The organism is Herbaspirillum sp. SJZ106, from assembly GCF_006715495.1.
Classification (GTDB): Bacteria; Pseudomonadota; Gammaproteobacteria; order Burkholderiales; family Burkholderiaceae_D; genus Herbaspirillum.
The window spans coordinates 294,992-318,333 of record NZ_VFNI01000003.1; the positions used below are offsets into that span (position 1 = coordinate 294,992).

At 60.9% G+C, this 23,342-nt stretch carries 16 protein-coding genes and 1 riboswitch; of the genes, 13 read left to right on the forward strand and 3 right to left on the reverse strand.

Annotated features, from left to right (window positions below; all coding sequences use genetic code 11):
• Window positions 1-170 precede the first annotated feature (170 nt).
• The 5 genes from FB598_RS11175 to ruvC all read left to right on the forward strand — a co-directional run bounded on the left by FB598_RS11175 (window position 171) and on the right by ruvC (window position 4,860).
• A complete protein-coding gene (locus tag FB598_RS11175) occupies window positions 171-404 on the forward strand; it encodes a Fis family transcriptional regulator (RefSeq protein WP_008117471.1) in 234 nt (77 codons plus the stop codon).
• Between the two features lie 100 nt (window positions 405-504).
• Complete coding sequence (gene purH / locus FB598_RS11180; RefSeq protein ID WP_141914603.1) at window positions 505-2,076, forward strand: bifunctional phosphoribosylaminoimidazolecarboxamide formyltransferase/IMP cyclohydrolase; 1,572 nt, start codon at window positions 505-507, stop codon at window positions 2,074-2,076.
• Between the two features lie 133 nt (window positions 2,077-2,209).
• On the forward strand, window positions 2,210-2,860 hold the full coding sequence (yfcF, locus tag FB598_RS11185; RefSeq protein WP_141914602.1) for a glutathione transferase: 651 nt from the start codon (window positions 2,210-2,212) through the stop codon (window positions 2,858-2,860).
• A gap of 142 nt (window positions 2,861-3,002) precedes the next feature.
• Window positions 3,003-4,217 (forward strand): branched-chain amino acid ABC transporter substrate-binding protein, encoded by a 1,215-nt coding sequence (locus FB598_RS11190; RefSeq protein WP_183405838.1) that lies wholly within the window; start codon window positions 3,003-3,005, stop codon window positions 4,215-4,217.
• A gap of 100 nt (window positions 4,218-4,317) precedes the next feature.
• Window positions 4,318-4,860, forward strand: coding sequence for a crossover junction endodeoxyribonuclease RuvC (gene ruvC, locus FB598_RS11195; RefSeq protein WP_141914600.1), 543 nt, complete (start codon window positions 4,318-4,320; stop codon window positions 4,858-4,860).
• A gap of 116 nt (window positions 4,861-4,976) precedes the next feature.
• On the opposite strand, the gene FB598_RS11200 is transcribed toward ruvC, so the two are convergent.
• On the reverse strand, window positions 4,977-5,924 hold the full coding sequence (locus tag FB598_RS11200) for a DUF808 domain-containing protein (protein WP_141914599.1): 948 nt from the start codon (window positions 5,922-5,924) through the stop codon (window positions 4,977-4,979).
• 130 nt (window positions 5,925-6,054) lie between these two features.
• On the opposite strand from FB598_RS11200, the gene ruvA reads away from it, so the two are divergent.
• The 4 genes from ruvA to FB598_RS11220 all read left to right on the forward strand — a co-directional run bounded on the left by ruvA (window position 6,055) and on the right by FB598_RS11220 (window position 9,263).
• A complete protein-coding gene (ruvA, locus tag FB598_RS11205) occupies window positions 6,055-6,633 on the forward strand; it encodes a Holliday junction branch migration protein RuvA (RefSeq protein WP_141914598.1) in 579 nt (192 codons plus the stop codon).
• 22 nt (window positions 6,634-6,655) lie between these two features.
• Window positions 6,656-7,711, forward strand: a complete 1,056-nt coding sequence (ruvB, locus tag FB598_RS11210; protein WP_141914597.1) for a Holliday junction branch migration DNA helicase RuvB — start codon at window positions 6,656-6,658, stop codon at window positions 7,709-7,711.
• A 205-nt stretch (window positions 7,712-7,916) separates the two neighbouring features.
• A complete protein-coding gene (locus FB598_RS11215) occupies window positions 7,917-8,759 on the forward strand; it encodes a 2-keto-4-pentenoate hydratase (RefSeq protein ID WP_183405837.1) in 843 nt (280 codons plus the stop codon).
• A gap of 48 nt (window positions 8,760-8,807) precedes the next feature.
• Window positions 8,808-9,263 carry a YaiI/YqxD family protein gene (locus tag FB598_RS11220; protein WP_141914595.1) on the forward strand — a complete coding sequence of 152 codons (456 nt, stop codon included), beginning with the start codon at window positions 8,808-8,810 and terminating at the stop codon, window positions 9,261-9,263.
• A gap of 97 nt (window positions 9,264-9,360) precedes the next feature.
• Here FB598_RS11220 and FB598_RS11225 read toward each other — a convergent pair whose 3' ends face one another.
• Window positions 9,361-9,834 carry a DUF2147 domain-containing protein gene (locus FB598_RS11225; protein WP_141914594.1) on the reverse strand — a complete coding sequence of 158 codons (474 nt, stop codon included), beginning with the start codon at window positions 9,832-9,834 and terminating at the stop codon, window positions 9,361-9,363.
• Between the two features lie 280 nt (window positions 9,835-10,114).
• Here FB598_RS11225 and FB598_RS11230 point away from each other — a divergent pair, with 280 nt between their 5' ends.
• The gene (locus FB598_RS11230; protein ID WP_141914593.1) at window positions 10,115-16,723 is read left to right on the forward strand and encodes a DUF3320 domain-containing protein; all 6,609 of its coding nucleotides are present in this window, start codon (window positions 10,115-10,117) and stop codon (window positions 16,721-16,723) included.
• Window positions 16,724-16,929: 206 nt separating this feature from the next.
• On the opposite strand, the gene FB598_RS11235 is transcribed toward FB598_RS11230, so the two are convergent.
• The gene (locus FB598_RS11235) at window positions 16,930-19,740 is read right to left on the reverse strand and encodes a valine--tRNA ligase (protein WP_141914592.1); all 2,811 of its coding nucleotides are present in this window, start codon (window positions 19,738-19,740) and stop codon (window positions 16,930-16,932) included.
• A 179-nt stretch (window positions 19,741-19,919) separates the two neighbouring features.
• Here FB598_RS11235 and FB598_RS11240 point away from each other — a divergent pair, with 179 nt between their 5' ends.
• The 3 genes from FB598_RS11240 (at window position 19,920) to thiS (ending at window position 23,137) form a co-directional block, all read left to right on the forward strand.
• Window positions 19,920-20,714: a lytic transglycosylase domain-containing protein gene (locus FB598_RS11240; RefSeq protein WP_221292407.1), complete on the forward strand. Its 795-nt coding sequence runs from the start codon at window positions 19,920-19,922 to the stop codon at window positions 20,712-20,714.
• Window positions 20,715-20,834: 120 nt separating this feature from the next.
• Window positions 20,835-20,928, forward strand: a riboswitch (TPP riboswitch).
• Between the two features lie 86 nt (window positions 20,929-21,014).
• Entirely contained in the window at window positions 21,015-22,928 is a 1,914-nt protein-coding gene (gene thiC / locus FB598_RS11245) for a phosphomethylpyrimidine synthase ThiC (protein WP_141914590.1), read from the forward strand.
• Window positions 22,929-22,936: 8 nt separating this feature from the next.
• Entirely contained in the window at window positions 22,937-23,137 is a 201-nt protein-coding gene (thiS, locus tag FB598_RS11250; protein ID WP_141914977.1) for a sulfur carrier protein ThiS, read from the forward strand.
• The last annotated feature ends 205 nt before the right edge of the window (window positions 23,138-23,342 follow it).

Here is a 23,342-nt window from a genome sequence, read left to right on the forward strand (position 1 = left end):
TCGAGGGAAGCGTTTTTCCTCGCGAAACAGTAAGAGAAACGAATCGGATGCGCAGGACGCGCAAATTGATCAACAGCACGGCATTGCTGCAAACAAACCAGTCCACGGGGAACGCAACGTCAGGTTGCGCGCGGCCGCGGCGGTGCCGATAAAAACAGAAGCACAAAACAATGAGCAAAGAAAGTATTGAGGATGTCGTCAAGAAGAGCCTGGAAAAATATTTCCGGGACCTGGGCGAACAACTGCCCACCAACGTCTACGACATGGTTCTGTCGACGGTCGAGAAGCCGGTCTTCGAGACCGTGATGGCGCGCGCCGAAGGTAACCAGTCGCAGGCCGCCGAAATCCTCGGCATCAACCGCAACACGCTGCGCAAGAAGTTGCAGCAGCACGGCCTGCTCTGAGCGCCGGCCGGTGTCGCGTGCGCCGGCCTGAGCCAACTGCTTCAACTTATTTCATCAACGGTTTTCAGGTTTCCATCTTCCTTTTCCAGTCTTGCCTACCATGATCAAACAAGCACTCATTTCCGTATCCGACAAGGCAGGCGTGCTCGAATTCGCGCGCGCGCTGTCCGCCATGGGCGTCAACCTCCTGTCCACCGGCGGCACCGCCAAGCTGCTGGCCGACAACGGCCTGAAGGTCACCGAAGTGGCCGACTACACCGGCTTCCCGGAAATGCTGGATGGCCGCGTCAAGACGCTGCATCCCAAGGTGCATGGCGGCATCCTGGCGCGCCGCGATTTCCCCGAGCATATGGCCGCGCTGGAACAGCACGCCATCTCGACCATCGACATGGTGGTGGTGAACCTGTATCCGTTCCAGCAGACCGTGGCCAAGGAAGAATGCTCGCTGGAAGACGCGATCGAGAACATCGACATCGGCGGCCCGGCCATGCTGCGTTCCTCGGCCAAGAACCACAAGGATGTGGTGGTGATCTGCGACCCGAGCGATTACGAAGGCGTGTTGGCCGACCTGAAGGCCGGCGGCGACCTCCCATACGAGAAACGTTTCGCGCTGGCCAAGAAGGTGTTCGCCCACACCGCGCAATACGACGGCGCCATCACCAACTACTTCACCTCGCTGGGCCAGGACAAGCAGCACGCCACCCGCAGCGCCTATCCGGACACCCTGAACCTGCACTTCGAAAAGGTGCAGGACATGCGCTACGGCGAGAACCCGCACCAGAGCGCGGCGTTCTACCGTGACATCAAGAAGGTCGACGGCGCGCTGGCCAACTACACCCAGCTGCAAGGCAAGGAACTGTCGTTCAACAACATCGCCGACGCCGACGCCGCCTGGGAATGTGTGAAGACCTTCGACGCCGCCGAAACGGCCGCCTGCGTCATCATCAAGCACGCCAACCCCTGCGGCGTGGCGGTCGGCGCCAACCCGCTGGAAGCCTACAGCAAGGCCCTGCAGACCGACCCGACTTCGGCCTTCGGCGGCATCATTGCCTTCAACCGCCCGCTGGACGGCGCGGCGGCCGAAGCGGTGGCCAAGCAGTTCGTCGAAGTGCTGATCGCGCCGGCGTTCTCGGACGAAGCCAAAAAGATCTTCGCCGCCAAGCAGAACGTGCGTCTGCTGGAAATCCCGCTGGGCAACGGCTTGAATGCCTACGACTTCAAGCGCGTCGGCGGCGGCCTGCTGGTGCAGTCGCCTGACGCCAAGAACGTGCTGCTGCCGGAAGTGAAGGTAGTCAGCAAGCTGCAGCCGACGCCGCAGCAACTGCAAGACCTGATGTTCGCCTGGCGCGTGGCCAAGTTCGTCAAGTCCAACGCCATCGTGTTCTGCGGCAACGGCATGACGCTCGGCGTGGGCGCCGGCCAGATGAGCCGCATCGATTCCGCGCGCATCGCCTCGATCAAGGCGGCCAACGCCGGCCTGACCCTGGCCGGTTCGGCCGTGGCCTCGGACGCCTTCTTCCCGTTCCGCGACGGCCTGGACGTGGTGGTCGATGCCGGCGCGACCTGCGTGATCCACCCGGGCGGCTCCATGCGCGACCAGGAAGTGATCGACGCCGCCAACGAGCGCGGCGTGGTGATGCTGCTGACCGGCACGCGCCACTTCCGCCACTGATCCGCTGGCAGTCATGTGATCGAAAACGCCCGGCATTGCCGGGCGTTTTGCTTTGTTTTGCCTTATTTTGCTTTAATGTGTCGATGGATCGAAAGCGCATGTGCGCAAGACCAGACCATCAAGGAGAAACCGCTTGAAGACGCCGCCATTGCAGTTGTACGTCGATGCCCAGTTCATCAGCCCTTACGCCATGTCGGCCTTCGTGACGCTGACCGAGAAGGGGTTGCCGTTCGAGTTGCTGACCATCGACCTGGCCGCGCGCCAGAACCAGGGCGCCGGTTACGCCAGCGTGTCGCTGACGCGGCGCGTGCCGACCTTGTCGGACGGCCAATTCCACCTGGCCGAATCGACCGCGATTGCCGAATACCTGGAAGAACGCTTTCCCGCGCCGGCACATCGGGCGGTGTATCCGGCCGATGTCCGCCAGCGGGCCAAGGCGCGCGAGGTGCAGGCCTGGCTGCGCAGCGACCTGATGCCGATACGCCAGGAGCGGCCGACCGAAGTGGTGTTCTATGGCGAGGGTTTCGCACCCTTGTCGGCGGCGGCCAAGGCGGCGGCCGACAAGCTTGCGGCCGCCGCGCAAACGCTGCTGGCCGGCAAGGACAACCTGTTCGGCGAATGGTGCATCGCCGACACCGACCTGGCGGTGATGCTCAACCGCCTGGCACTGCATGGCGACCCGTTGCCGCCGGCGTTGCAGCAGTACGCCAAGCGCCAATGGCAGCGTCCTTCGGTGCAGCAATGGGTGCGCCAGGCGCAGGCGCTGAAGGCGGCCACGCCGTGAAAATTCGTGAGAATGTGTGAGGATGCCCGAGCGTGCAATGCCGCAAATTGTCGGAAGGATGTTTGAGCGGCCTGAGGGGGGCGGACGCTGTTGTTTTGCGTATCGGCGATTGTGCCGTCATCGTGTCATATCGTTTTTTTCGATGGATAATGGCCTGCGATTTTTTATCCTTGGGAGGGGGGGGATGATGACTTGCTTATTTCGCTGCATGCGCGCCGGATTCCGGCGGGCGTTCCTGTTGTTGCTTGCCATTGGAGCCGGCATGTCTTGCGCTGCGGGACAGGCGCAGGAAGTCGCGGTTTCGATCGGCTTCCTGGCGCCGCAGAGCGGTTCCAATCAGGAACGCGGCATCAGCATGGTCAATGGCGCCCAGTTGGCAATCGACGAACTGAATCAGAAAAACATCAAGGTCAACAACGTCAAGGTCAATTTCCAGCTGCTTGTCCAGGATGACCGTTTCAACGCCAATACCGGCAGATTGGCTGCGCAATATTTGCTGAAGCGCAAAGTGCAGGCTGTGATCTGCCACAGTTCGACGGTATGCATCGCCACCGCCGATATTTTCCAGGCGGAGCATATTCCCCAGCTGTCGGTGGGCGCGACCAACCGCCAATTCACGCAGCTCGGATATGACAATGTGTTTCGCATGTTCGGTCACAGCGAGCAGGGCGGCATCCTGTTCGGGAAATACGCCTACCGCGATCTGAAGCTGCGCCGCATTGCCGTCATCGATGACAAAACGCCGTCCGGCGCCGCCATGGCAAGTCAGTTCAGCGATGGCTTCAAAACCGCCGGCGGCACGATTGCCGGCCATTATTCGGTGAGCGACAAGACGTCCGACTTCAACCAGGCGCTGATGGATATCAAGGAACGCAAAGCCGACGCGATTTTCTGGGGCGGCACGCATTTGCAGGCCGCCAACATGATCGTCAGCGCCAAGCGCCTGGGGTTGACCACCCGATTCCTGAATGCGATGAATGGGATGAACAACCAATATGTGCTGAGCCGGGTCAATGATGTCGGCAATATCCTGTCGCTGGAATCGGACCAGCCCAGGGACAGGATGGCCAGGTGGAAGTCTTTCGAAAAAGCCTACATCGAGAATTTCCAGGGATCCTATATCGATGTCAGCGCGTTGCGCGCTTACGATGCCGTCCAGGTACTGGGCGAGGCCATCAAGTCCGCTAATTCGCTCGATCCGCAGAAGCTGGCGGAGACCTTGCACAAGGAAAGGTTCAAGGGGCTGACGGGGCCCATTGAATTCGATCGCGAGGGGAATTTGAAGAACCCGGTATTTACCGTGTATGAGTCGCAGGGCGCCGAGTGGAAGGTAGTCGAGGTAGTGAAGGCCGATTAGGGCCGGCCAGGATCGATTATCATCAAGCCTGATCAAGGCTGCGCGCACGCGCGGTCATCAGGCGTTGTCTGCCCCGGCAGTCATCTCAAAGTTCGGGCTCATGAAAATTCTCGGTATCGACCCTGGTTTGCGCACCACCGGTTTCGGCGTGATCCGCAAGCAGGGCAACAAGCTGTCCTATATCGCCTCGGGCACCATCAAGACGCCCGACGGCGACCTGCCGCAACGGCTCAAGGTGATCCTGAACAGCGTTTCCGAAGTGGTGCGCGCTTATGCGCCCGACTGCGCGGCGATCGAAAAGGTGTTCGTCAACGTCAACCCGCAATCCACCTTGCTGCTGGGGCAGGCGCGCGGGGCGGCGATCTGCGCGCTGGTCGGCGCCGACCTGGCGGTGGCCGAATACACCGCGTTGCAGGTCAAGCAAGCCGTGGCCGGCCATGGCCGGGCGCAAAAGGCGCAGGTGCAGGAAATGGTGGCGCGGCTGCTGCAGTTGCCGGGCCTGCCCGGCACCGATGCCGCCGATGCGCTGGGCGTGGCGATCTGCCATGCGCACGGCGGCGATGTGCTGGCCAGCCTGGGGACGCTGGCGCCGGGATTGGCGAAGAAGGGCTTGCGCATGCGCGGCGGACGGCTGGTCGGATGAAGCCGTATTCCTGTCGCCGTCATCCCGGCGCAGGTCGGGATCCAGTGGCTTTCGTTGTGTATCGATGGTCGTTGAACGACGCTGGATCCTGACTTTCGTCAGGACGACGGCAATGGTTACTGTGCCGGTCTTTTCACCAGCGCAAGAACGCGCTTGACCGCTTCTACCGCAAGCAACACCACACCTCCCGCCACCACGCCGAACACGGCATCGAGTACCGACGGCGTCAGCGCCGCCAGTACGCTGCCGACGGCCGGCACGCCTGCGATGGCCGCGGCTGCCGCCGCGATGCCATGGTGCGCGAATGGCAAGCCGTGCGTGAGGATGCCGCCGCCCACCATGAACATGGCCACGGTGCCGATCACCGACAGGCTGCGCATCATGGCCGGCGCCGCCGCCAGGATGGCGCGCCCCAGTTTTTGCTTGATGCGGCCTATTGTGCCGGCGCCGGCCGTGCGCAGCAGGTAGAGTCCGCCATCGTCGAGTTTCACGATGGCCGCGACGATGCCGTACACCCCTACCGTCATGAGCAGCGCAATGCCGGCCAGCACCGTCACCTGTTGCTGCAGCGGCGCGCCGGCCACGGTGCCCAGGGTGATGGCGATGATTTCGGCCGAGAGGATGAAGTCGGTGCGCACGGCGCCCTTGATCTTGTCCTGTTCATAGGCCACGGGATCGATATCGGCGGGTATGCCGGCACCCTCGCGGTGTTGCTCGCCAGCTTCGTGCGGCAGGTATTTGTGCGCCAGCTTTTCGAAGCCCTCGAAGCACAGGAAGGCCCCGCCCAGCATCAGCAGCGGCGTCACCGCCCACGGGATGAAGGCGCTGATGGCCAGCGCCGCCGGCACCAGGATCGCCTTGTTCTTGAGCGAGCCCCGGGCCACCGCCCATACGACCGGCAGTTCGCGGTCGGCCTTTACCCCTGTCACCTGCTGGGCGTTCAGGGCGAGGTCGTCGCCCAGCACGCCGGCGGTTTTCTTGGCCGCGACCTTGGTCATCACGGAAACGTCGTCCAATACCGAGGCGATATCGTCGATCAGTGCGAAGAAGCTGCTGCCTGCCATGCTTGTCCTTTTTGTATGCGGTTCGGCGGGTGTCGGTGGATGCCGCCGGGTGAAGCAGGATACTGTTTATCCAAACAGTACTGTATCATTCTGGCTTATCGTTGATACCAACGCACAACACATCCATGCCATGATCGGTCGCCTTTCCGGAACCCTGTTCGAAAAAAATCCCCCGAATCTGCTGGTCGACTGCAATGGCGTCGGCTATGAGGTCGCGGTGCCGATGAGCACCTTCTACAACCTGCCCGGACTGGGCGACAAGGTGGTGTTGCTGACCCACCTCGCCATCCGCGAGGATGCGCACATCCTGTTCGGCTTCGGGACCGCCGAGGAACGCAACACCTTCAAGGAGCTGATCAAGATTTCCGGCGTCGGCGCGCGCACCGCGCTGGCGATCCTGTCGGGCATGTCGGTGGCCGACCTGGCGCAGGCGGTGACGCTGCAGGAAGCGGGGCGCCTGACCCGGGTGCCCGGCATCGGCAAGAAGACCGCCGAGCGCCTGCTGCTTGAGTTGAAGGGCAAGCTCGGCGCCGACCTCGGCGCGGCCGGCGGCGCCGCGCATGCCGATGCCTCGGCCGATATCCTCAACGCGCTCCTGGCGCTGGGCTATTCCGACAAGGAAGCGACGCTGGCGCTGAAGCAGGTACCCAAGGACGCCAGCGTGTCCGACGGCATCAAGCACGCGCTCAAGGCCTTGTCCAAGGCCTGATGGAGAGGGATAGGATTACCGCATGAGCATCCAGACCGACGATTTTTCCGAACAGCGCATCATCGCCGCCACCCCGGCCTCGGCCAACGAGGAGGCCATCGAGCGCGCCCTGCGCCCCAAGCAGCTCGACGAATACGTCGGCCAGGAAAAGGTGCGCAGCCAGCTGGAGATTTTCATCGCGGCCGCGCGCGGGCGCGGGGAGGCGCTCGACCACACCTTGCTGTTCGGCCCGCCGGGTTTGGGCAAGACCACCATGGCGCACATCATCGCGCGCGAGATGGGCGTGAACCTGCGCCAGACTTCCGGCCCGGTGCTGGAGCGCGCCGGCGACCTGGCGGCGCTCCTGACCAACCTCGAAGCCAACGATGTCCTGTTCATCGATGAGATCCACCGCCTGTCGCCGGTGGTGGAGGAAATCCTCTACCCGGCGCTGGAGGATTACCAGATCGACATCATGATCGGCGAAGGCCCGGCGGCGCGCTCGGTGCGCCTCGACCTGCAGCCGTTCACATTGGTCGGCGCCACCACCCGCGCCGGCATGCTGACCAACCCGCTGCGCGACCGCTTCGGCATCGTCGCCCGGCTGGAGTTCTATACCCCGCCCGAACTGGCGCGCATCGTCACGCGCAGCGCCGGACTGCTCAACGCGCCCATCGTCGAGGATGGCGCGCTGGAAATCGCCAAGCGCAGCCGCGGCACCCCGCGTATCGCCAACCGTCTGTTGCGCCGCGTGCGCGACTACGCCGAGGTCAAGGGCCGCGGCGAGATCACCCGCGCGATGGCCGACGCGGCGCTGGTGATGCTGGACGTCGATCCGGTCGGCTTCGACCTGATGGACCGCAAGCTGCTCGAAGCGGTGCTGTTCAAGTTCAGCGGCGGCCCGGTCGGGCTGGACAACCTGGCGGCCGCCATCGGCGAAGAGCGCGACACCATCGAGGATGTGCTGGAACCCTACCTGATCCAGCAAGGCTACCTGCAGCGCACCCCGCGCGGCCGCATCGCCACCCCGGCGGCCTACCAGCACTTCGGCGTCGCCGCGCCGCGCACCAGCCCCAACGGCGACCTGTGGGGCGGCTGAGCCGGCGGCAGGATGTTGCCGGCGCGCATCCAAAGCCGGCCATGGCGACGCATTGTTGCGCTGGCGCAAACAGCGTTTTACGTGCAATAGTGCAATCGTATGCAATTTTTGCCTGAATGCCTGCAAAGGCGAGTTTTTACTTGTGCAAAAACTAATCGTCATCGACAATGGATAGCTATTCACTATCTTTCGATGTGAGCCTGTCATGCTAATGTCGAGCCAAGCAAGCCGCTATGCGCATCAATTGCTCGATGCGCGGGCCAACTCGAAGCAAATTCCCCTGATCTCCAAGAACGAGCCGCTCTCGCTCGAGGACGCCTACGACATCGCCTACAGCATCCGCAACATCCGCGTGGCGCAAGGCGAGCAGCCGGTCGGGCGCAAGATCGGTTTTTCGGTGCGCAAGTCCTGGTCGCGCTATGGCGTCACCGACGACACCCGCACGCCGATCTGGGCCCCGGTGTTCGACACCACCGTGCGCTTCGCCGAAGACAACCACGGCACGCAATCGCTGGCCGGCGCGGTGCAGCCGCGCATCGAACCCGAGATCGTCTTCAAGCTGGGTAAGGCGCCGGCGCCCAACGCCACGCTGGACGAACTGGCCGACTGCCTGGAATGGATGGCGCACGGTTTCGAGATCGTCGTGTGCCCCTACGCCAACTGGGAATTCACGGTAGCCGATTCGATCGCCGCCTTCGGCCTGCACGGCACGCTGATCATCGGCGAGCCGCACGTGCTGTCCTCCGGCACGCGCCACCACCTGTCGCAGATCCTGGCTGGCGCCACCGTCTCGCTGTCGTGCAACACCGAGTCCTCCAGCGTGCTGCGCGCCGCCGGTTTCTGCAACGACGAGATGGACAGCCCGCTGCACGCCCTGTGGCACCTGCACCAGCTGCTGCAGAAGCAGTCGCAGTTCCGACAGCTGCAGGCCGGCGAGATCATCACCACCGGCACCTGGACCGATGCCCTGCCGATCGAACCGGGCCAGACCTGGGTCACCGCGTTTTCCGGCGTTACCCTGCCGGGGTTGACCGTCTCCTTCGTTTGAATACAGCGCCAAGGCCTCACACCGCCGCTTGCGCGGCAAGGTTTCTCCATGCAGATCTGGGTTGATGCCGACGCCTGTCCGGGCGTCATCAAGGACATGCTGTTCCGCGTGGCGGAGCGCACCGGCATCGTGGTGACCCTGGTCGCCAACCGGGGGCTGCGCACGTCGCCCTCGCGCTTCATCAAATCGGTGGTGGTGCCGGCCGGCTTCGACGTGGCCGACCGCGAGATCGTCAGGCTGGCGCAGGCCGGCGACCTGGTCGTCACCGCCGATATCCCGCTGGCGGCCGACGTCGTCGCCAAGGGCGGCGTCGCGCTCAATCCGCGCGGCGAGCTCTATACCGCCGACAACATCTGCCACCACCTGAGCATGCGCAATTTCATGGAAGAACTGCGCAGCAGCGGCATGGAAACCGGCGGCCCGGCCGCTTTCAGCCAAAGCGACGGCCGCGCGTTTGCACGCGAGCTTGACCGCTACGTGCAAAAATCCCAGGCGGGGCGTTAAGCAACGAACGCTCCCCCCTCCACACACACAAAGCAAAACGGCAACGAATCTTTCGTTGCCGTTTGCATTGGTATTGCCGTGGCAGACAGCGCGGCGCTTATTCCTCGCGCACCCAGGTCTGCGTGCGTCCCAGCATCGGCATGCCGATGTAGCCGCGCACGTTGAGCTTCTTGCCGTCTTCGACCACCGTCAGCTTGCTCTTGTAGAGCTTGCCGTTGGCCGGGTCGAGGATCTGGCCGCCGTTGTACTCGTCGCCATCTTTCTTCAGGCCGGAGAGGATGGTCATGCCGACGATGGGCTTGCCCTTCAGTTCGCCTTCGCACTTTTCGCAGACCGGGTTCTGGTCTTCTTCCGGCGCGCGGAACAGCTTCTCGATCTTGCCCGACAGTTCGCCATTGCTTTCGGTGATGCGGATCAGCGCCTTGGGCTTGCCGGTGGCGTCATCGATGTTCTTCCACAAGCCGACCGGGGAGCCGTCGGCAAAGGCGCAGGCCGATGCCAGCAGGCCGGCCAGCAGCACGCCGGCTGCGGCAAGACGGGGCAGGGCGGAAGGGGATGCCTTGGTATTCATGTTATCTCCAATTTTGATTAAAAGCACGGTTGTTCTAATTTTATCGACTCAGTGTAGTCAAGCCGGGCGCGCAGGGCAAGCGATAAAAACAAAGGATATTGTGTAGATGACTAAAGTCCAGATGCAGCTGAACGTAGTGGTCACTGCGAGAAATGTTGTAGCCTAGAGACTATGAGGGAAATAGAGCGTTTCGCTTAAGCTGGGGAGAAACGACGTTGTTTCCGAGGGGAGTCACTAGTGTGTGGCGAGTCAAAAATCATCTAAAAATCGGGGATCCACCATGCAGTTTGGGGAAATCGGGCCGGCGCAGCCGCCGGAAGAGGTAATGCGCGAAGTAAAAATCCAAGCAAGCGTATCTGGGCGGGTCAATCTTGCGGACTTTCAGAACGCTGTCCCAGTAATTCATGAGTTGGCGGTAATCAACGAAACTGAGAATTCGTATCGCGATTTGAAGCTTGTTGTCGCGTCAGAACCATCTTTCCTGAAGCCTAAGACTTGGCACCTTGACCACTTGGCTGCTGGCCAGACAATTCGTATCAACGACCTCGATATTGGCCTTGAGGGGGCGCTATTGGGGCGGCTGACCGAGTCTGAAAAGGCAATCCTGAAGTTAGATTTGGTCACAGCAGGAAGCGAGCCCCTGAGCATCGCTGCTTCTGAGCAAACAGTGGAGCTTTTGCCGCGGAATCAGTGGGGTGGGCTGTCGTCGCTACCGGACATGGTTGCCGCTTTCGTGCAACCTAACGAGCCGGCGGTTGAGCGCGTGCTCAAGCGGGCAGCAGAAGTCCTACGCAAAGCTGGGAAATCGGGTTCCCTCAATGGATATCAAGAAGGGGCCAAACGTGCATGGGAGCTTGTGTCCGCAATCTGGACGGCTATTGGCTCCATGGGTTTGGACTATGCACTGCCGCCAGCGAGCTTTGAGCGGGAAGGGCAGAAGGTACGTGGGCCTGGTCAGATTGAGGAATCTGGTCTCGGCACTTGCATGGATCTGACCCTCCTTCTATGCGCTGCGTTGGAACAGGCTGGCTTAAATCCACTCATCGTATTTCAGCGGGGACACGCGTTCCCTGGCGTCTGGCTGAAAAACGAGGAGTTCTCTTCCACCGTTATTGATGACATCACGGCGTTGCGTAAGAGAGTCAAACTGCGAGAGATGGTTCTGTTCGAGTCGACCCTCATCGTTCAGAGACCGCTGCCTGCCTTCAGCTTCACGGTAGTGAAAGGTGAAGAGCATATATCTGAAGCTGAAGAGGGCATTTTCGAACTGGCCATCGACATCCGGCGTGCCCGGTTGCAGCGAATCAAACCTCTTGCGAGCGAGAAGGCGATTGAGCGCGATACCTCAGACCAGAGGCATCCGCAAACGCAGGATGCACGCTGGGAAGAACCTCCAGAGCAGTTGGATAGCGTTGGTGCCGAGCCCGTCGTGGAAGACGAGCGTCCAGAGGACCGACTCTCTCGCTGGCAACGAAAGCTGCTCGACCTCTCTCTTCGTAACAATCTCCTGAGTTTCAAGGCTGGTAAAAAGTCTGTGAAGCTTGATGCTCCTGAGCCGGGATGGCTTGAGGATGTGCTGGCAGAAGGCCATGCCATCAAGCTCCTAAGCCGACCGGACTTGATGGATGGAGAAGATCCGCGCAATCGTGCAATTCATGAGGCTCGTGAGCGTGAACACGTACGGCGTCAGCATGCTCTGGACGCACTTCAGCGCAAAGAGGTCTTTGTCGGTCTGGCTCAAGATGAACTTGAGGGACGTCTGCTTGAGTTGTTCCGAAGCTCAAGGACGACAATGCAAGAAGGGGGCTCCAACACCTTGTTCTTGGCGCTCGGTTTCTTGTCTTGGACGAAAGACGCCAAGGACGACAAGAAATACCGTGCCCCGCTGATATTGCTACCTGTATCCCTGGAACGACGCAGCGCTCGTTCTGGTTTCAGTATTAAACTGCATGATGATGAGGCGCGCTTCAATCCAACGCTTATTCAGATGCTTCGACAGGACTATGAATTGGAGCTCGGCGTTCGCGATACAGGGCTCCCTCAGGATGATTCTGGACTTGATGTGGCTGGCATCTGGAAAACCGTCTCGTATGCCGTGAAGGACATTCCAGGGTGGGAAGTTGTTGACGACGTTGTCCTGGCATCGTTCTCCTTCGCAAAATATCTCATGTGGAGGGACTTGACCGAGCGCATTGAGCACCTGAAGAAGAACCCGGTGGTGCAGCATCTGTTGGATACACCGCGGGATTCCTATAAAAGTACGGTCGAATTCCCTGACGTTCGTCGGCTGGATAGTGAGTTACCAGTCAAAGAGACCTTCTGTCCGCTGCCAGCCGACTCATCGCAGTTGTCAGCAGTTGTCGCAGGAAGCAGGGGGAAAGATTTTGTTCTTATCGGTCCCCCTGGTACGGGGAAGAGCCAGACTATCTCGAATCTCATTGCGCAGTTCCTTGCCGAGCGCAAGCGTGTTCTATTTGTATCCGAGAAGATGGCTGCACTGGACGTCGTGTACCGGCGTTTAGCCGAGGTTGGCTTGGGTAATTTTTGCCTAGAGCTGCACTCCAATAAGGCGCGCAAGACTGACGTTCTGGAGCAGCTACGGACGTCTTGGGATGCTTCAGCGGCATTGAATCCGGAGGATTGGCATGCAGAAGCGGAGCGTCTGGAGGGCTTACGTGCCCAGCTCAATGGATATGTAGAACGTCTTCACACCAGGCACCCGAATGGTCTGAGCGTTTATGAAGCTATAGGCCGGGTTGTTGGTGGTCGAGACTTTCCGGTCCTCCGCTTGTCCTGGACTACGGCTGCTGCGCACGATGCCAGCGGTATTAGGGAACTGCGTCAAACTGCGGATCTGCTGGATGTGAATGCCAGGGCATTTGGTGGAGGTAATCTCCTGAGCAGCCCGCTGTCGTACGTCGTTCAAACGGAATGGTCGCCCCTTTGGGCCGAAGCGCTCGTCAATACAGCCAGGGACGTCCCTGATGTGGTAGCTCGCTTCGAAGCTGCCGCATCAACCCTTCGGAGCGCTATAGGCTTGCTGGAGTTGCCGTTGGATTCGCGCGTTCGTTCAGGGCTACATGCCCTGGCATCCGTACTTCCGCAAGCATCTGGGTACGACTGGCGCTTTGTCTTGCGCCCCGACGCCAAGGCTATTGCAGATAATCTGAGAAAGGCGGTTCCACTCGTTGAACGTTATCGCAAACTGCTCGGAGAGCTATCGGTGCCGACCAGTGCCCAGGTACTTGACGACCTGCGGGACGGCATCAGGCATCTTCAGCGTGACGTGGAGCTGCGCGCCAACTTGTCCCCGCCTTGGAGTGGGGCGTTAGTTGAGCGCCTCTACAGCGCCATCGAACTGCTGCGAACTAGGCAAGACGTAGTTAGCCAGCTGTCGCTGGCCTACAAGGATGGTATCTCCGGCAAGGTCGTTACCGAACTTCAGGACGCTTTGAAGGAGCTCAAGGCGTCTTCATGGCCAGTGAGCCTCCTTCGCAAGCGAAATTTGGTCAAGCAACTGAAGGGATTAGCGACCAGCGCCGGTGAGCCAGATATCGACGGAGACATTGAGCGTCTAGAGAGAATCGACCAGCTTACGCTAAAAATCAAGGAGTTCGATGACCTGTCGTTGCCGACGGCTGGCGCATGGGCAGGGCTGAAGACTGAGATTGATGTGGCACGTTCGATGCACGCATTCCAGCTTGCATTGGAGAGTTCGCGTGGGCGTAAGCCATGGGAAGATGTCGCCTTGGATCCGGTTGGGCGGGGGTTTTGCGGCGAAGGTGCGCGAGAAGACCTTCAACGCATGCGTGAGCTTCGTCAAATCGACCAGTCCGTAAGCTCTCTTGATAAGTTGGGGCAGGAAACAGCGCCGGTGTGGAAAGGCTTCGACACTGACGTGGTCATTGCAAAGGCTTATCTCGTTTTTCAGGCGGCGCTGGCTTCGGCACGTAGTGAGAATCGCTGGGCGGACGAAGGTTACTCTGTGATTGAGGCTGGGCGTGCTGGTACGTTGGCACGCAATGACCTAAACAGGATGCGTGAGCTGGTGACGCTGGCCGATGAAATCCAGGATTACAGTGATTTGGCAGGAAAAACAGATGGTTTGTGGAATGGCTTGCAAACGAAGATTCCCAACATTGAGCCGGCTCTGAAGTTCTTTGAGGCACTCACGACAGCTTTGGCAAGCCTTGCGAATACTCCTGAAATTCTTGCCCAAGTGAAGGGCCCAATTTCTCTTCTGCTCGGCGATAGTAACGTCCTCCTTGCGCCGGCGGGCGCTATTGCAGGTGCGAGTCGGAGCTATGACGGGGCCCTGAATGAGTTCGAGCGTGCAGTGAAGTTGTTTGCGGCTGCCAGTGGTATTCCTGCTAGCGATAACGGAAGCTTGCTGGCGCTACTCCCCAGCGAGGTAGGTGAGCGAGCTCATCAGGTTGCCAAAGAGGCTAACCGTCTCAAGAACTGGTGTGCGTGGCGTAAGGCCCGGACGCATGCACTGTCTCTCGGCCTCGGCCCACTGGTTGCCGGGATTGAGCAAGGAACAGTGGCTTTGGGGACGGTGCAGCAGGCCTTCGAGACGGATTATTGCCGTTGGTGGCTCAATGCCGTTGTCGATGGCGATGATGTCCTGCGCACTTTTGTCTCGGCCGAACATGAGAAGCGGATTCGAGATTTCCGAGAACTGGATCGTAAATTCATCGCGCTAACCCAGCAATGGGTGCGCGCACAGCTGTCTGCCGGCTTGCCTTCTCCGGCAAAGGTTTCGCAAGGTTCGGAGTGGGGTCTCTTGCGCTACGAGATGCAGAAGAAGACCAAGCACCTTCCGCTGCGTGACTTGATGTTCCGGGCATCGGAGGCGGTTCTACGTTTGACTCCTTGTCTTCTGATGAGCCCACTTTCGATTGCACAGTATCTCCCAGCTGAAACGGCAGATTTTGACGTGGTTGTCTTCGATGAGGCATCGCAGATTCCAGTATGGGATGCAATTGGCGCCATGGCACGTGGCCGCCAAGTCATTATGGTCGGCGACCCCAAGCAGCTTCCACCGACAAGCTTCTTTGATCGTGCTGAGTCTGATGTTGACGATTCTGACGTTGAAGTGGAACTCGAGAGCATTTTGGAAGAGTGCATCGGCGCAAACCTGCCAACCATGAAGCTCTCCTGGCACTATCGTAGCCGTCACGAAAGCTTGATTGCCTTCTCTAACTATCGCTACTACGACGGAGAGCTGGTCACGTTCCCGAGTCCCGTGACCAATGATAGGGCAGTGAGTTTCAATCTTGTCTCCAGCGGCCAGTACGAACGTGGAGCATCGCGGACCAATAAGCCAGAGGCCAAGGCGTTAGTGGCGGATCTGGTTGCACGTCTGAAGGAGCCTGATTTCAACGATGCAGGCTTGACTGTTGGTGTTGTAACCTTCAATTCGGAGCAGCAGCGACTCATCGAGGATTTGCTAGACGATGCGCGTCGCAAAGACTCCTCTATCGAACGGCACTTCGCTGATACAGCACTTGAGCCTGTGTTCGTGAAGAATCTGGAAAGCGTTCAGGGGGATGAGCGTGATGTTATGTATTTCTCTGTGACCTATGGGCCAGGTTTGGATGGTGTGATGCCCATGAACTTTGGACCTATGAACCAACAGGGCGGGGAGCGTCGTTTGAACGTGGCTATTACTCGGGCGAGGCAGGAGTTGCGTGTGTTTGGCAGCTTCCGCCCGGAGAAGATGGACCTCACTCGTACTCAAGCGCTGGGCGTTCGAGATTTGAAGCATTTCCTCGAGTTTGCTGAGAAGGGGGCGCGTGCTTTGGGCGAATTTGTTGCTGGCAGTATCGGTGACTTCGATAGTCCATTTGAGAAGGCCGTATGCAGTGCTCTTGCAGAACGAGGATGGGTTGTGCATCCACAGGTCGGCGTCTCTGCATTCCGTGTTGACCTGGGTGTGGTTGACCCAGATTCGCCAGGACGTTACTTGGCCGGAGTGGAGTGTGATGGTGCTACCTATCACCGTTCTGCAACCGCCCGCGACCGTGACAAGCTCCGCGAGCAAGTCCTTCGTGGGCTTGGTTGGGATATCGTCCGCATTTGGTCCACGGACTGGTGGGTCGATATGCCTGGGACTTTGGAAAAAATAGACGCTCAGCTTCGTCAGATTTTGGATGTCAAGCGTGAGACGGAAATGGTCGCTGCTGAGCAAGCTGCGGAAATGAAGGAGCAGGTCGTCGCTATGGCCAACGCCGCTGACGACGAGGAGATTTCATCTGGAGAAGCACCATCGCACGTGGCATCTGCGGTACCGGTTCCCGTGACTGCGCATTCAGTTGAAACCTCCGAGATGTACGCGCGTTCTGCGGCAGGTGAATTGATGCCTGAGCAAAACTACTTCGTCGAGGTGGATCTGGCGACGACCGACCATGTTGCTGATCCCGACCTTTTCTTTTCTGACAGCTACGATGAGCGGTTGCTCGGGATGATTGCCGAGGTTGTTGAGGCGGAGGGGCCCGTCCGAGATGAGGTTCTTGCACGTCGCATTGCTCGTGCCCACGGTTGGGTGCGCACGGGGGCTCGTATCGTTAGTCGTGTCGTAGACTTGACTTCGCAGCATTTCGAAACTGAGGCTGAGTCAGTCGGTTTGTTCATTTGGCCAAAACGGCTGAAGGACCGTTCGATGATTTCGTTCAGAAAACCGGTTGCGGGCAGTGCTCGGCAGGTTGACGAGGTATCTCTTGCAGAGCTGAACGTGTTGGCAGGCCGCTACTGCGCCGAAGGAGATGATGAGGAGACTGCTCTCATTGGCATGAGTCGCGATTTGGGGTTGCAGCGGCCTAGGGCTATGAGCCGGGAGCGATTGATGGAAGCTTGGCGTATGGCAGAAAGATCCCAAGTCAACTGAGGATTGGTGGTAGGGGGAAGAGGTTGTCTGGTACAGGCCTTTTCGATCGTTATGCCGCTGTTAGCCACAGTGAGTGTATGGGGTATTTTGTAAATAACCAAAGTCCAGATACTGTTTAAACACTTTAGTTATCTACGTAATATCCAAAACAAAAGCCGCCGTCCCTTGCGGAACGGCGGCTTGGCGATAGCCGGATGCGGCGAAACTTACTTCAGTTTCGCCAACTGCTCCTGCAGCTTCCCGACCGTGGCGGTGAAGGTGGCCAGGCGTTCCTTCTCCTGCGCCACCACCGCTTCCGGCGCGCGCGCCACGAAGCTTTCGTTGGACAGCTTGCCGTTGGCCTTGGCGATCTCGCCAGTCAGGCGGGCGATTTCCTTGCCCAGGCGCTCGCGCTCGGCGGCCACGTCGATTTCCACCTTCAGCATCAGCTTGACGTCGCCGACGATGGCCACCGGCGCCGGCGACTCCGGCAGCTGCGCTACCACCTGCGTTTCCGACAGGCGCACCAGGCCCTGCAGGTAAGGCAGGAAGGACTGCACCGCCGAAGCGTCGGCCGCTTCCACGATCAGCGGCACGCGCAGCGACGGCGCCAGCTGCATCTCGCCGCGCAGGTTGCGGCAGGCGTCGGTGAGCGACTTGAACTGCGCCATCCAGGCCTCGGCTTCGGCATCGACCTTGTCCAGGTCGGCTTGCGGATACGGCTGGCGCATGATCGAGTCGCCGGCCGGGTCGAGCTTCTTGTCGGTCATCGGCGCCACGGTCTGCCACAACTGCTCGGTGATGAACGGCAGCACCGGGTGCGCCAGGCGCAGGATCACTTCCAGCACGCGCAGCAGGGTGCGGCGGGTGGCGCGCTGCTGCGCCTCGTTGCCGGTCTGGATCTGGGCCTTGGCCATTTCCAGATACCAGTCGCAGTACTCGTCCCACACGAACTTGTAGATGGCGGTGGCGATGTTGTCGAAGCGGTAGTCGGCGAAACCCTTCGCCACCTCGGCTTCGGTACGCTGCAGCAGCGACACGATCCAGCGGTCGGCCTGCGAGAACTGCAGGTAGCTCTTGTCGCACACGCCCTTCTCATGGCCGTCGAAACCGCAGTCCTGGCCTTCGGTGTTCATCAGCACGAAGCGGGTGGCGTTCCACAGCTTGTTGCAGAAGTTGCGGTAGCCCTCGCAGCGGTTCAGGTCGAAGTTGATGTTGCGGCCCAGGGTCGCCAGCGAGGCGAAGGTGAAGCGCAGCGCATCGGTGCCGAAGGCCGGGATGCCATCGGCGAATTCGCGGCGGGTGGCCTTCTCGATGCTGGCCGCCTGCTTCGGGTTCATCAGGCCGGCCGTGCGCTTGGCCACCAGTGCATCCACGCCGATGCCGTCGATCAGGTCGATCGGGTCCAGCGTGTTGCCCTTGGACTTGGACATCTTCTGGCCGCTGCCGTCGCGCACCAGGCCGTGCACGTAGACGGTGTCGAACGGGACCTTACCGGTGAAATGCGTGGTCATCATGACCATGCGCGCCACCCAGAAGAAGATAATGTCGAAGCCGGTCACCAGCACCGACGACGGCAGGAACAGCTTGTAGTCCGGCGTTTCTTCCGGCCAGCCCAGCGTGGAGAACGGCACCAGCGCCGAGGAGAACCAGGTGTCCAGCACGTCCTCGTCGCGCTTGACGGCGCGGCCTCCGGCTTGCGCGCGGGCTTCTTCCTCGCTGCGCGCGACGTAGATGTTGCCTTCGTCGTCGTACCAGGCCGGGATCTGGTGGCCCCACCACAGCTGGCGCGAGATGCACCAGTCCTGGATGTTGTTGAGCCACTGGTTGTAGGTATTGGTCCAGTTTTCCGGCACGAACTTGATCTCGCCGGAAGCGACCTTCTCCAGCGCGGTCTCGGCGATCGACTTGCCGGGGAAGTAGGTGCCTTCCGGCGCCGGCTTGCTCATCGCCACGAACCACTGGTCGGTCAGCATCGGCTCGATCACCACGCCGGTACGGTCGCCGCGCGGCACCATCAGCTTGTGCGGCTTGACCAGTTCCAGCAGGCCCAGCGCGTCGAGATCGGCCACGATCTGCTTGCGCGCCTCGAAGCGGTCCAGGCCCTGGTACTTGGCGGGCGCGTTTTCGTTGATCCTGGCGTCCAGCGTGAACACGCTGATCTTGTCCAGGTTGTGGCGTGCGCCGACCTGGTAGTCGTTGAAGTCGTGCGCCGGGGTGATCTTCACGCAGCCGGTGCCGAATTCCTTGTCGACGTATTCATCCTTGATGATGGGGATCTCGCGGCCCACCAGCGGCAGCTTGAGCATCTTGCCCACCAGCGCGGCATAGCGCTCATCGGTCGGATCGACCGCCACGGCGACGTCGCCCAGCATGGTTTCAGGACGGGTGGTGGCGACCGTGATGGTGCCGCTGCCGTCGGCCAGCGGGTACTTGATGTGCCACATCGAGCCGTCTTCTTCCTCCGACACCACTTCCAGGTCGGACACCGCGGTGCCCAGCACCGGGTCCCAGTTGACCAGGCGCTTGCCGCGGTAGATCAGGCCCTGCTCGTACAGGCGCACGAACACTTCGGTGACGGCCTTGGACATCTTCGGGTCCATCGTGAAGTATTCGCGCTCCCAGTCGGTCGAGGCGCCCATGCGGCGCATCTGGCCGGTGATGGTGGAGCCGGATTTTTCCTTCCACTCCCACACCTTCTCGACGAACTTTTCGCGGCCGAGGTCGTGGCGCGACACCTTTTGCGCATCGAGTTGGCGCTCCACCACGATCTGGGTGGCGATGCCGGCGTGGTCGGTGCCGGGGATCCACGCGGTGTTGTAGCCGCGCATGCGGTGGTAGCGCGTCAGGCCGTCCATGATGGTCTGGTTGAACGCGTGGCCCATGTGCAGGGTGCCGGTCACGTTCGGCGGCGGCAGCTGGATGGAAAACGACGGTTTTTCGGCGTCGGTGGTGGCGGCGAAATAACCGCGCTTTTCCCATTCCTCGCGCCAGAATTTTTCAATCTCGGCAGGCTCGAACGACTTGGCTAATTCCATGATTTGACGTGTGTTTTTGCGAAACCGTCCATTATAAGGGAGGCGGGGCCGGCAGTGGCGGCCGGTGGAACTGGCGGGGGCCGGGAAGCGACTTATCCATTACCGCAGCCAAGTTTGTTGTTTGGCAGGCAAGGTTTCGCGGCATGCCTGGCCGCCGCGATGTGATTCCAGGCAATTTCATGATGAGTGGAGAACCGCAGATGTCGAAGGTGTCGGATCAAGGCGTAACCTGGCAGGATCTGGCGGACAGGTGGTTCCGCGATCCTGCTTTCCAGAAGGAATATGCGGTCATCAAGCCAACCCTGGACCGGCTCGGCATTACGCCGGGCGGTGGCGGCCACGGTTCGCCGCCGGTGGAGTCGGTCGATATCACGGTGGACATCACCACCACTTACCGACCGCCGGTGGTCTCCCGCAAGAGCGTCACGCCCGACGCCATCGGGGCCGACGCCGATGAGCCGTACCAGGGCAATGGTGACGGCTCCAGTCATCTGGGGCCGGGCCTGCCGCCGCAGGCCGAGCCCTACCGCGACATGATCGAGGAAGCGTCGCGTCGCAGCGGCGTCCCGGCCAGCCTGCTGGCCGGCCTGATCCATGACGAATCGCGCTGGGACCCGGGCGCCGCCACCAACAATCCGAACGGCAGGGGCGACACCGGACTGGTGCAGATGAACGACAACACCTTCGCCGCATTGCAGGCGCGCCATCCCGAGCTGCAAGGGCGCGACAAGAACGACCCGGCCACCAACATCCTGGCCGGTGCCTTCTACCTGGCCGACATGAAAGAGGAGATGAAACAGAAATACGGCAAGGACAGCTGGGAGATCGCGCTGCGCGCCTACAACTCCGGCGAGAACGGCGTCGATCCCAATAACCTGAGCAACTTGCCCGCCGGCACCGGCATCGCCAACTATGTCGAGAAGGTGATGCGCTACTGGAAGATCATCGACGAAGGCGGCACGCTGCCGGCTTGAACCTGTCGCCGACCACAGCCGGCGCTGCCCGGCGCGGATGAGTTCATGGCGGGCAGCGTTTCTGCTCGCCTGCTGCCACAAAGCGCCTTATAATGGCCGCTCGCCGGTGTTTGCACCGGCGTAAAACGCTAGGGGTCCTGCCGCAAGGTGGGTGAGAAATACCCTTGAACCTGATCTGGATAATGCCAGCGAAGGGAAGCAACCGGCAGCAAGACGCAGCACCTAACCGCCCAGGGCGGGCTGGCGTTCTTCTTCCGTCACCTCCTTTGCTGGCTCCGAGCCAACCGCAAAGGAGCCAAAATGAATGCCAATCCCAAGTTCCTGTCCGCCACCGCCACGGTGGATGAGGCAGCGATCCAGCCTCTCCCGAATTCCCGCAAGATCTACGTGACCGGTTCGCGTCCGGATATCCGCGTGCCCATGCGCGAAATCAGCCAGGCCGATACCCCGGCCATGTTCGGTTCCGAAAAGAACCCGCCGATCTATGTCTACGACACCTCCGGCCCCTATACCGATCCGGACGTGAAGATCGACATCCGCGCCGGCCTTCCCACGCCGCGCCTGCCCTGGATCCTGGAGCGCGACGACACCGAGGAGCTGGACGGCCCGACCTCCGAATACGGCCAACAGCGCCTGAACGATCCGGCGCTGGCCGAGCTGCGCTTCAACCTGCACCGCAAGCCGCGCCGCGCCAAGGCCGGCGGTAACGTCTCCCAAATGCACTACGCCCGGCGCGGCATCATCACGCCCGAGATGGAATTCATCGCCATCCGCGAAAACCTGCGCCGCCAGGAATACCTGGAACAGTTGAAAGCCTCCGGCCCGATGGGCGCCAAGCTGTCCGACCTGATGGGCCGCCAGCATCCCGGCCAGTCCTTCGGCGCCTCGATCCCGGCCGAGATCACGCCCGAGTTCGTGCGCGACGAAGTGGCGCGCGGGCGCGCCATCATCCCCGCCAACATCAACCACCCGGAAGTCGAGCCGATGATCATCGGCCGCAATTTCCTGGTCAAGATCAACGCCAACATCGGCAACTCGGCCGTGACCTCGTCCATTGGCGAGGAAGTCGAGAAAATGACCTGGGCCATCCGCTGGGGCGGCGACAACGTGATGGACCTGTCCACCGGCAAGAACATCCACGAGACGCGCGAGTGGATCATCCGCAACTCGCCGGTGCCGATCGGCACCGTGCCGATCTACCAGGCGCTGGAAAAGGTCAACGGCAAGGCCGAAGACCTGACCTGGGAAATCTTCCGCGACACCCTGATCGAGCAGGCCGAGCAGGGCGTGGACTATTTCACCATCCACGCCGGCGTGCGCCTGCAATACGTGCCGCTGACCGCCAAGCGCATGACCGGCATCGTCTCGCGCGGCGGCTCGATCATGGCCAAGTGGTGCCTGGCGCACCACCGCGAATCCTTCCTCTACGAGCACTTCGAAGACATCTGCGAGATCATGAAGGCCTACGACGTCAGCTTCAGCCTGGGCGATGGCCTGCGTCCCGGTTCGATCTATGATGCCAACGACGAGGCGCAACTGGGCGAACTGAAGACCCTGGGCGAGCTGACCCAGATCGCCTGGAAGCACGACGTGCAGGTGATGATCGAAGGCCCCGGCCACGTGCCGATGCACCTGATCAAGGAAAACATGGACCTGCAGCTGGAGCAGTGCCACGAGGCGCCGTTCTATACGCTGGGCCCGTTGACCACCGACATCGCCCCCGGCTACGACCACATCACCTCCGGCATCGGCGCCGCCCAGATCGGCTGGTACGGCACCGCCATGCTGTGCTACGTCACGCCGAAGGAACACCTGGGCCTGCCCAACAAGGTGGATGTGAAGGATGGCATCATCACCTACAAGATCGCCGCGCATGCGGCCGACCTGGCCAAGGGCCATCCGGGCGCGCAGATCCGCGACAACGCCTTGTCCAAGGCGCGCTTCGAGTTCCGCTGGGAAGACCAGTTCAACATCGGCCTGGACCCCGACAAGGCGCGCGAATTCCACGACGAAACCCTGCCCAAGGACTCGGCCAAGGTGGCGCACTTCTGCTCCATGTGCGGCCCGCACTTCTGCTCGATGAAGATCACCCAGGAAGTGCGCGACTACGCGGCCAAGGAAGGCATCTCGGAAATCGAGGCGCTCAAGCAGGGCATGGAAGTGAAGTCGGTCGAGTTCGTGAAGATGGGCGCCGAGATCTATTCGAAGCAATGAGCCTCGCCATGCAGATCGAACTGAACGGCAAGCCGCATTCCTTGCCGGATGGCTTTACGCTGGAGCAGTTGGTCGCTTCGCTGGAACTGTCCGGGAAGGCGGTGGCGGTGGCGGTCAACCGGCAGGTGGTGCCTGCGCAGCAGTGGGCGCAACGTTTGCTGGCGGAGACTGACAAGGTCGATGTGGTGCGGGCGATTGGTGGCGGGTGAGTTTTTTTATTAGGTAGTCTGGCCTTACTGCTGGTCGATGTACTGGCTCTATGCTTTTCTTTCTCCGGTCGGAGGTGAGCGCCGGGAGGCTGAAGCACTGCTTCAGCCGGCAGCCGCTCACTTTCTTTGCTCCGCCAAAGAAAGTAAGCAAAGAAAGGCGGCCCCTAAGTGCCAGCCCCTGCGGGGTTCCCGCCGAAGCGCGAGG

Bases quoted from the DNA above. Each gene is read 5' to 3' on its own strand.
- thiC (WP_141914590.1), top strand. From the start codon at position 21,015: ATGAATGCCAATCCCAAGTTCCTGTCCGCCACCGCCACGGTGGATGAG.
- FB598_RS11175 (WP_008117471.1), top strand. From the start codon at position 171: ATGAGCAAAGAAAGTATTGAGGATGTCGTCAAGAAGAGCCTGGAAAAA.
- FB598_RS11230 (WP_141914593.1), top strand. From the start codon at position 10,115: ATGCAGTTTGGGGAAATCGGGCCGGCGCAGCCGCCGGAAGAGGTAATG.
- FB598_RS11225 (WP_141914594.1), bottom strand. From the start codon at position 9,834: ATGAATACCAAGGCATCCCCTTCCGCCCTGCCCCGTCTTGCCGCAGCC.
- ruvC (WP_141914600.1), top strand. From the start codon at position 4,318: ATGAAAATTCTCGGTATCGACCCTGGTTTGCGCACCACCGGTTTCGGC.
- ruvB (WP_141914597.1), top strand. From the start codon at position 6,656: ATGAGCATCCAGACCGACGATTTTTCCGAACAGCGCATCATCGCCGCC.
- FB598_RS11235 (WP_141914592.1), bottom strand. From the start codon at position 19,740: ATGGAATTAGCCAAGTCGTTCGAGCCTGCCGAGATTGAAAAATTCTGG.
- FB598_RS11240 (WP_221292407.1), top strand. From the start codon at position 19,920: ATGATGAGTGGAGAACCGCAGATGTCGAAGGTGTCGGATCAAGGCGTA.
- FB598_RS11190 (WP_183405838.1), top strand. From the start codon at position 3,003: ATGGATAATGGCCTGCGATTTTTTATCCTTGGGAGGGGGGGGATGATG.
- FB598_RS11215 (WP_183405837.1), top strand. From the start codon at position 7,917: ATGCTAATGTCGAGCCAAGCAAGCCGCTATGCGCATCAATTGCTCGAT.
- purH (WP_141914603.1), top strand. From the start codon at position 505: ATGATCAAACAAGCACTCATTTCCGTATCCGACAAGGCAGGCGTGCTC.
- ruvA (WP_141914598.1), top strand. From the start codon at position 6,055: ATGATCGGTCGCCTTTCCGGAACCCTGTTCGAAAAAAATCCCCCGAAT.
- FB598_RS11200 (WP_141914599.1), bottom strand. From the start codon at position 5,924: ATGGCAGGCAGCAGCTTCTTCGCACTGATCGACGATATCGCCTCGGTA.
- FB598_RS11220 (WP_141914595.1), top strand. From the start codon at position 8,808: ATGCAGATCTGGGTTGATGCCGACGCCTGTCCGGGCGTCATCAAGGAC.
- thiS (WP_141914977.1), top strand. From the start codon at position 22,937: ATGCAGATCGAACTGAACGGCAAGCCGCATTCCTTGCCGGATGGCTTT.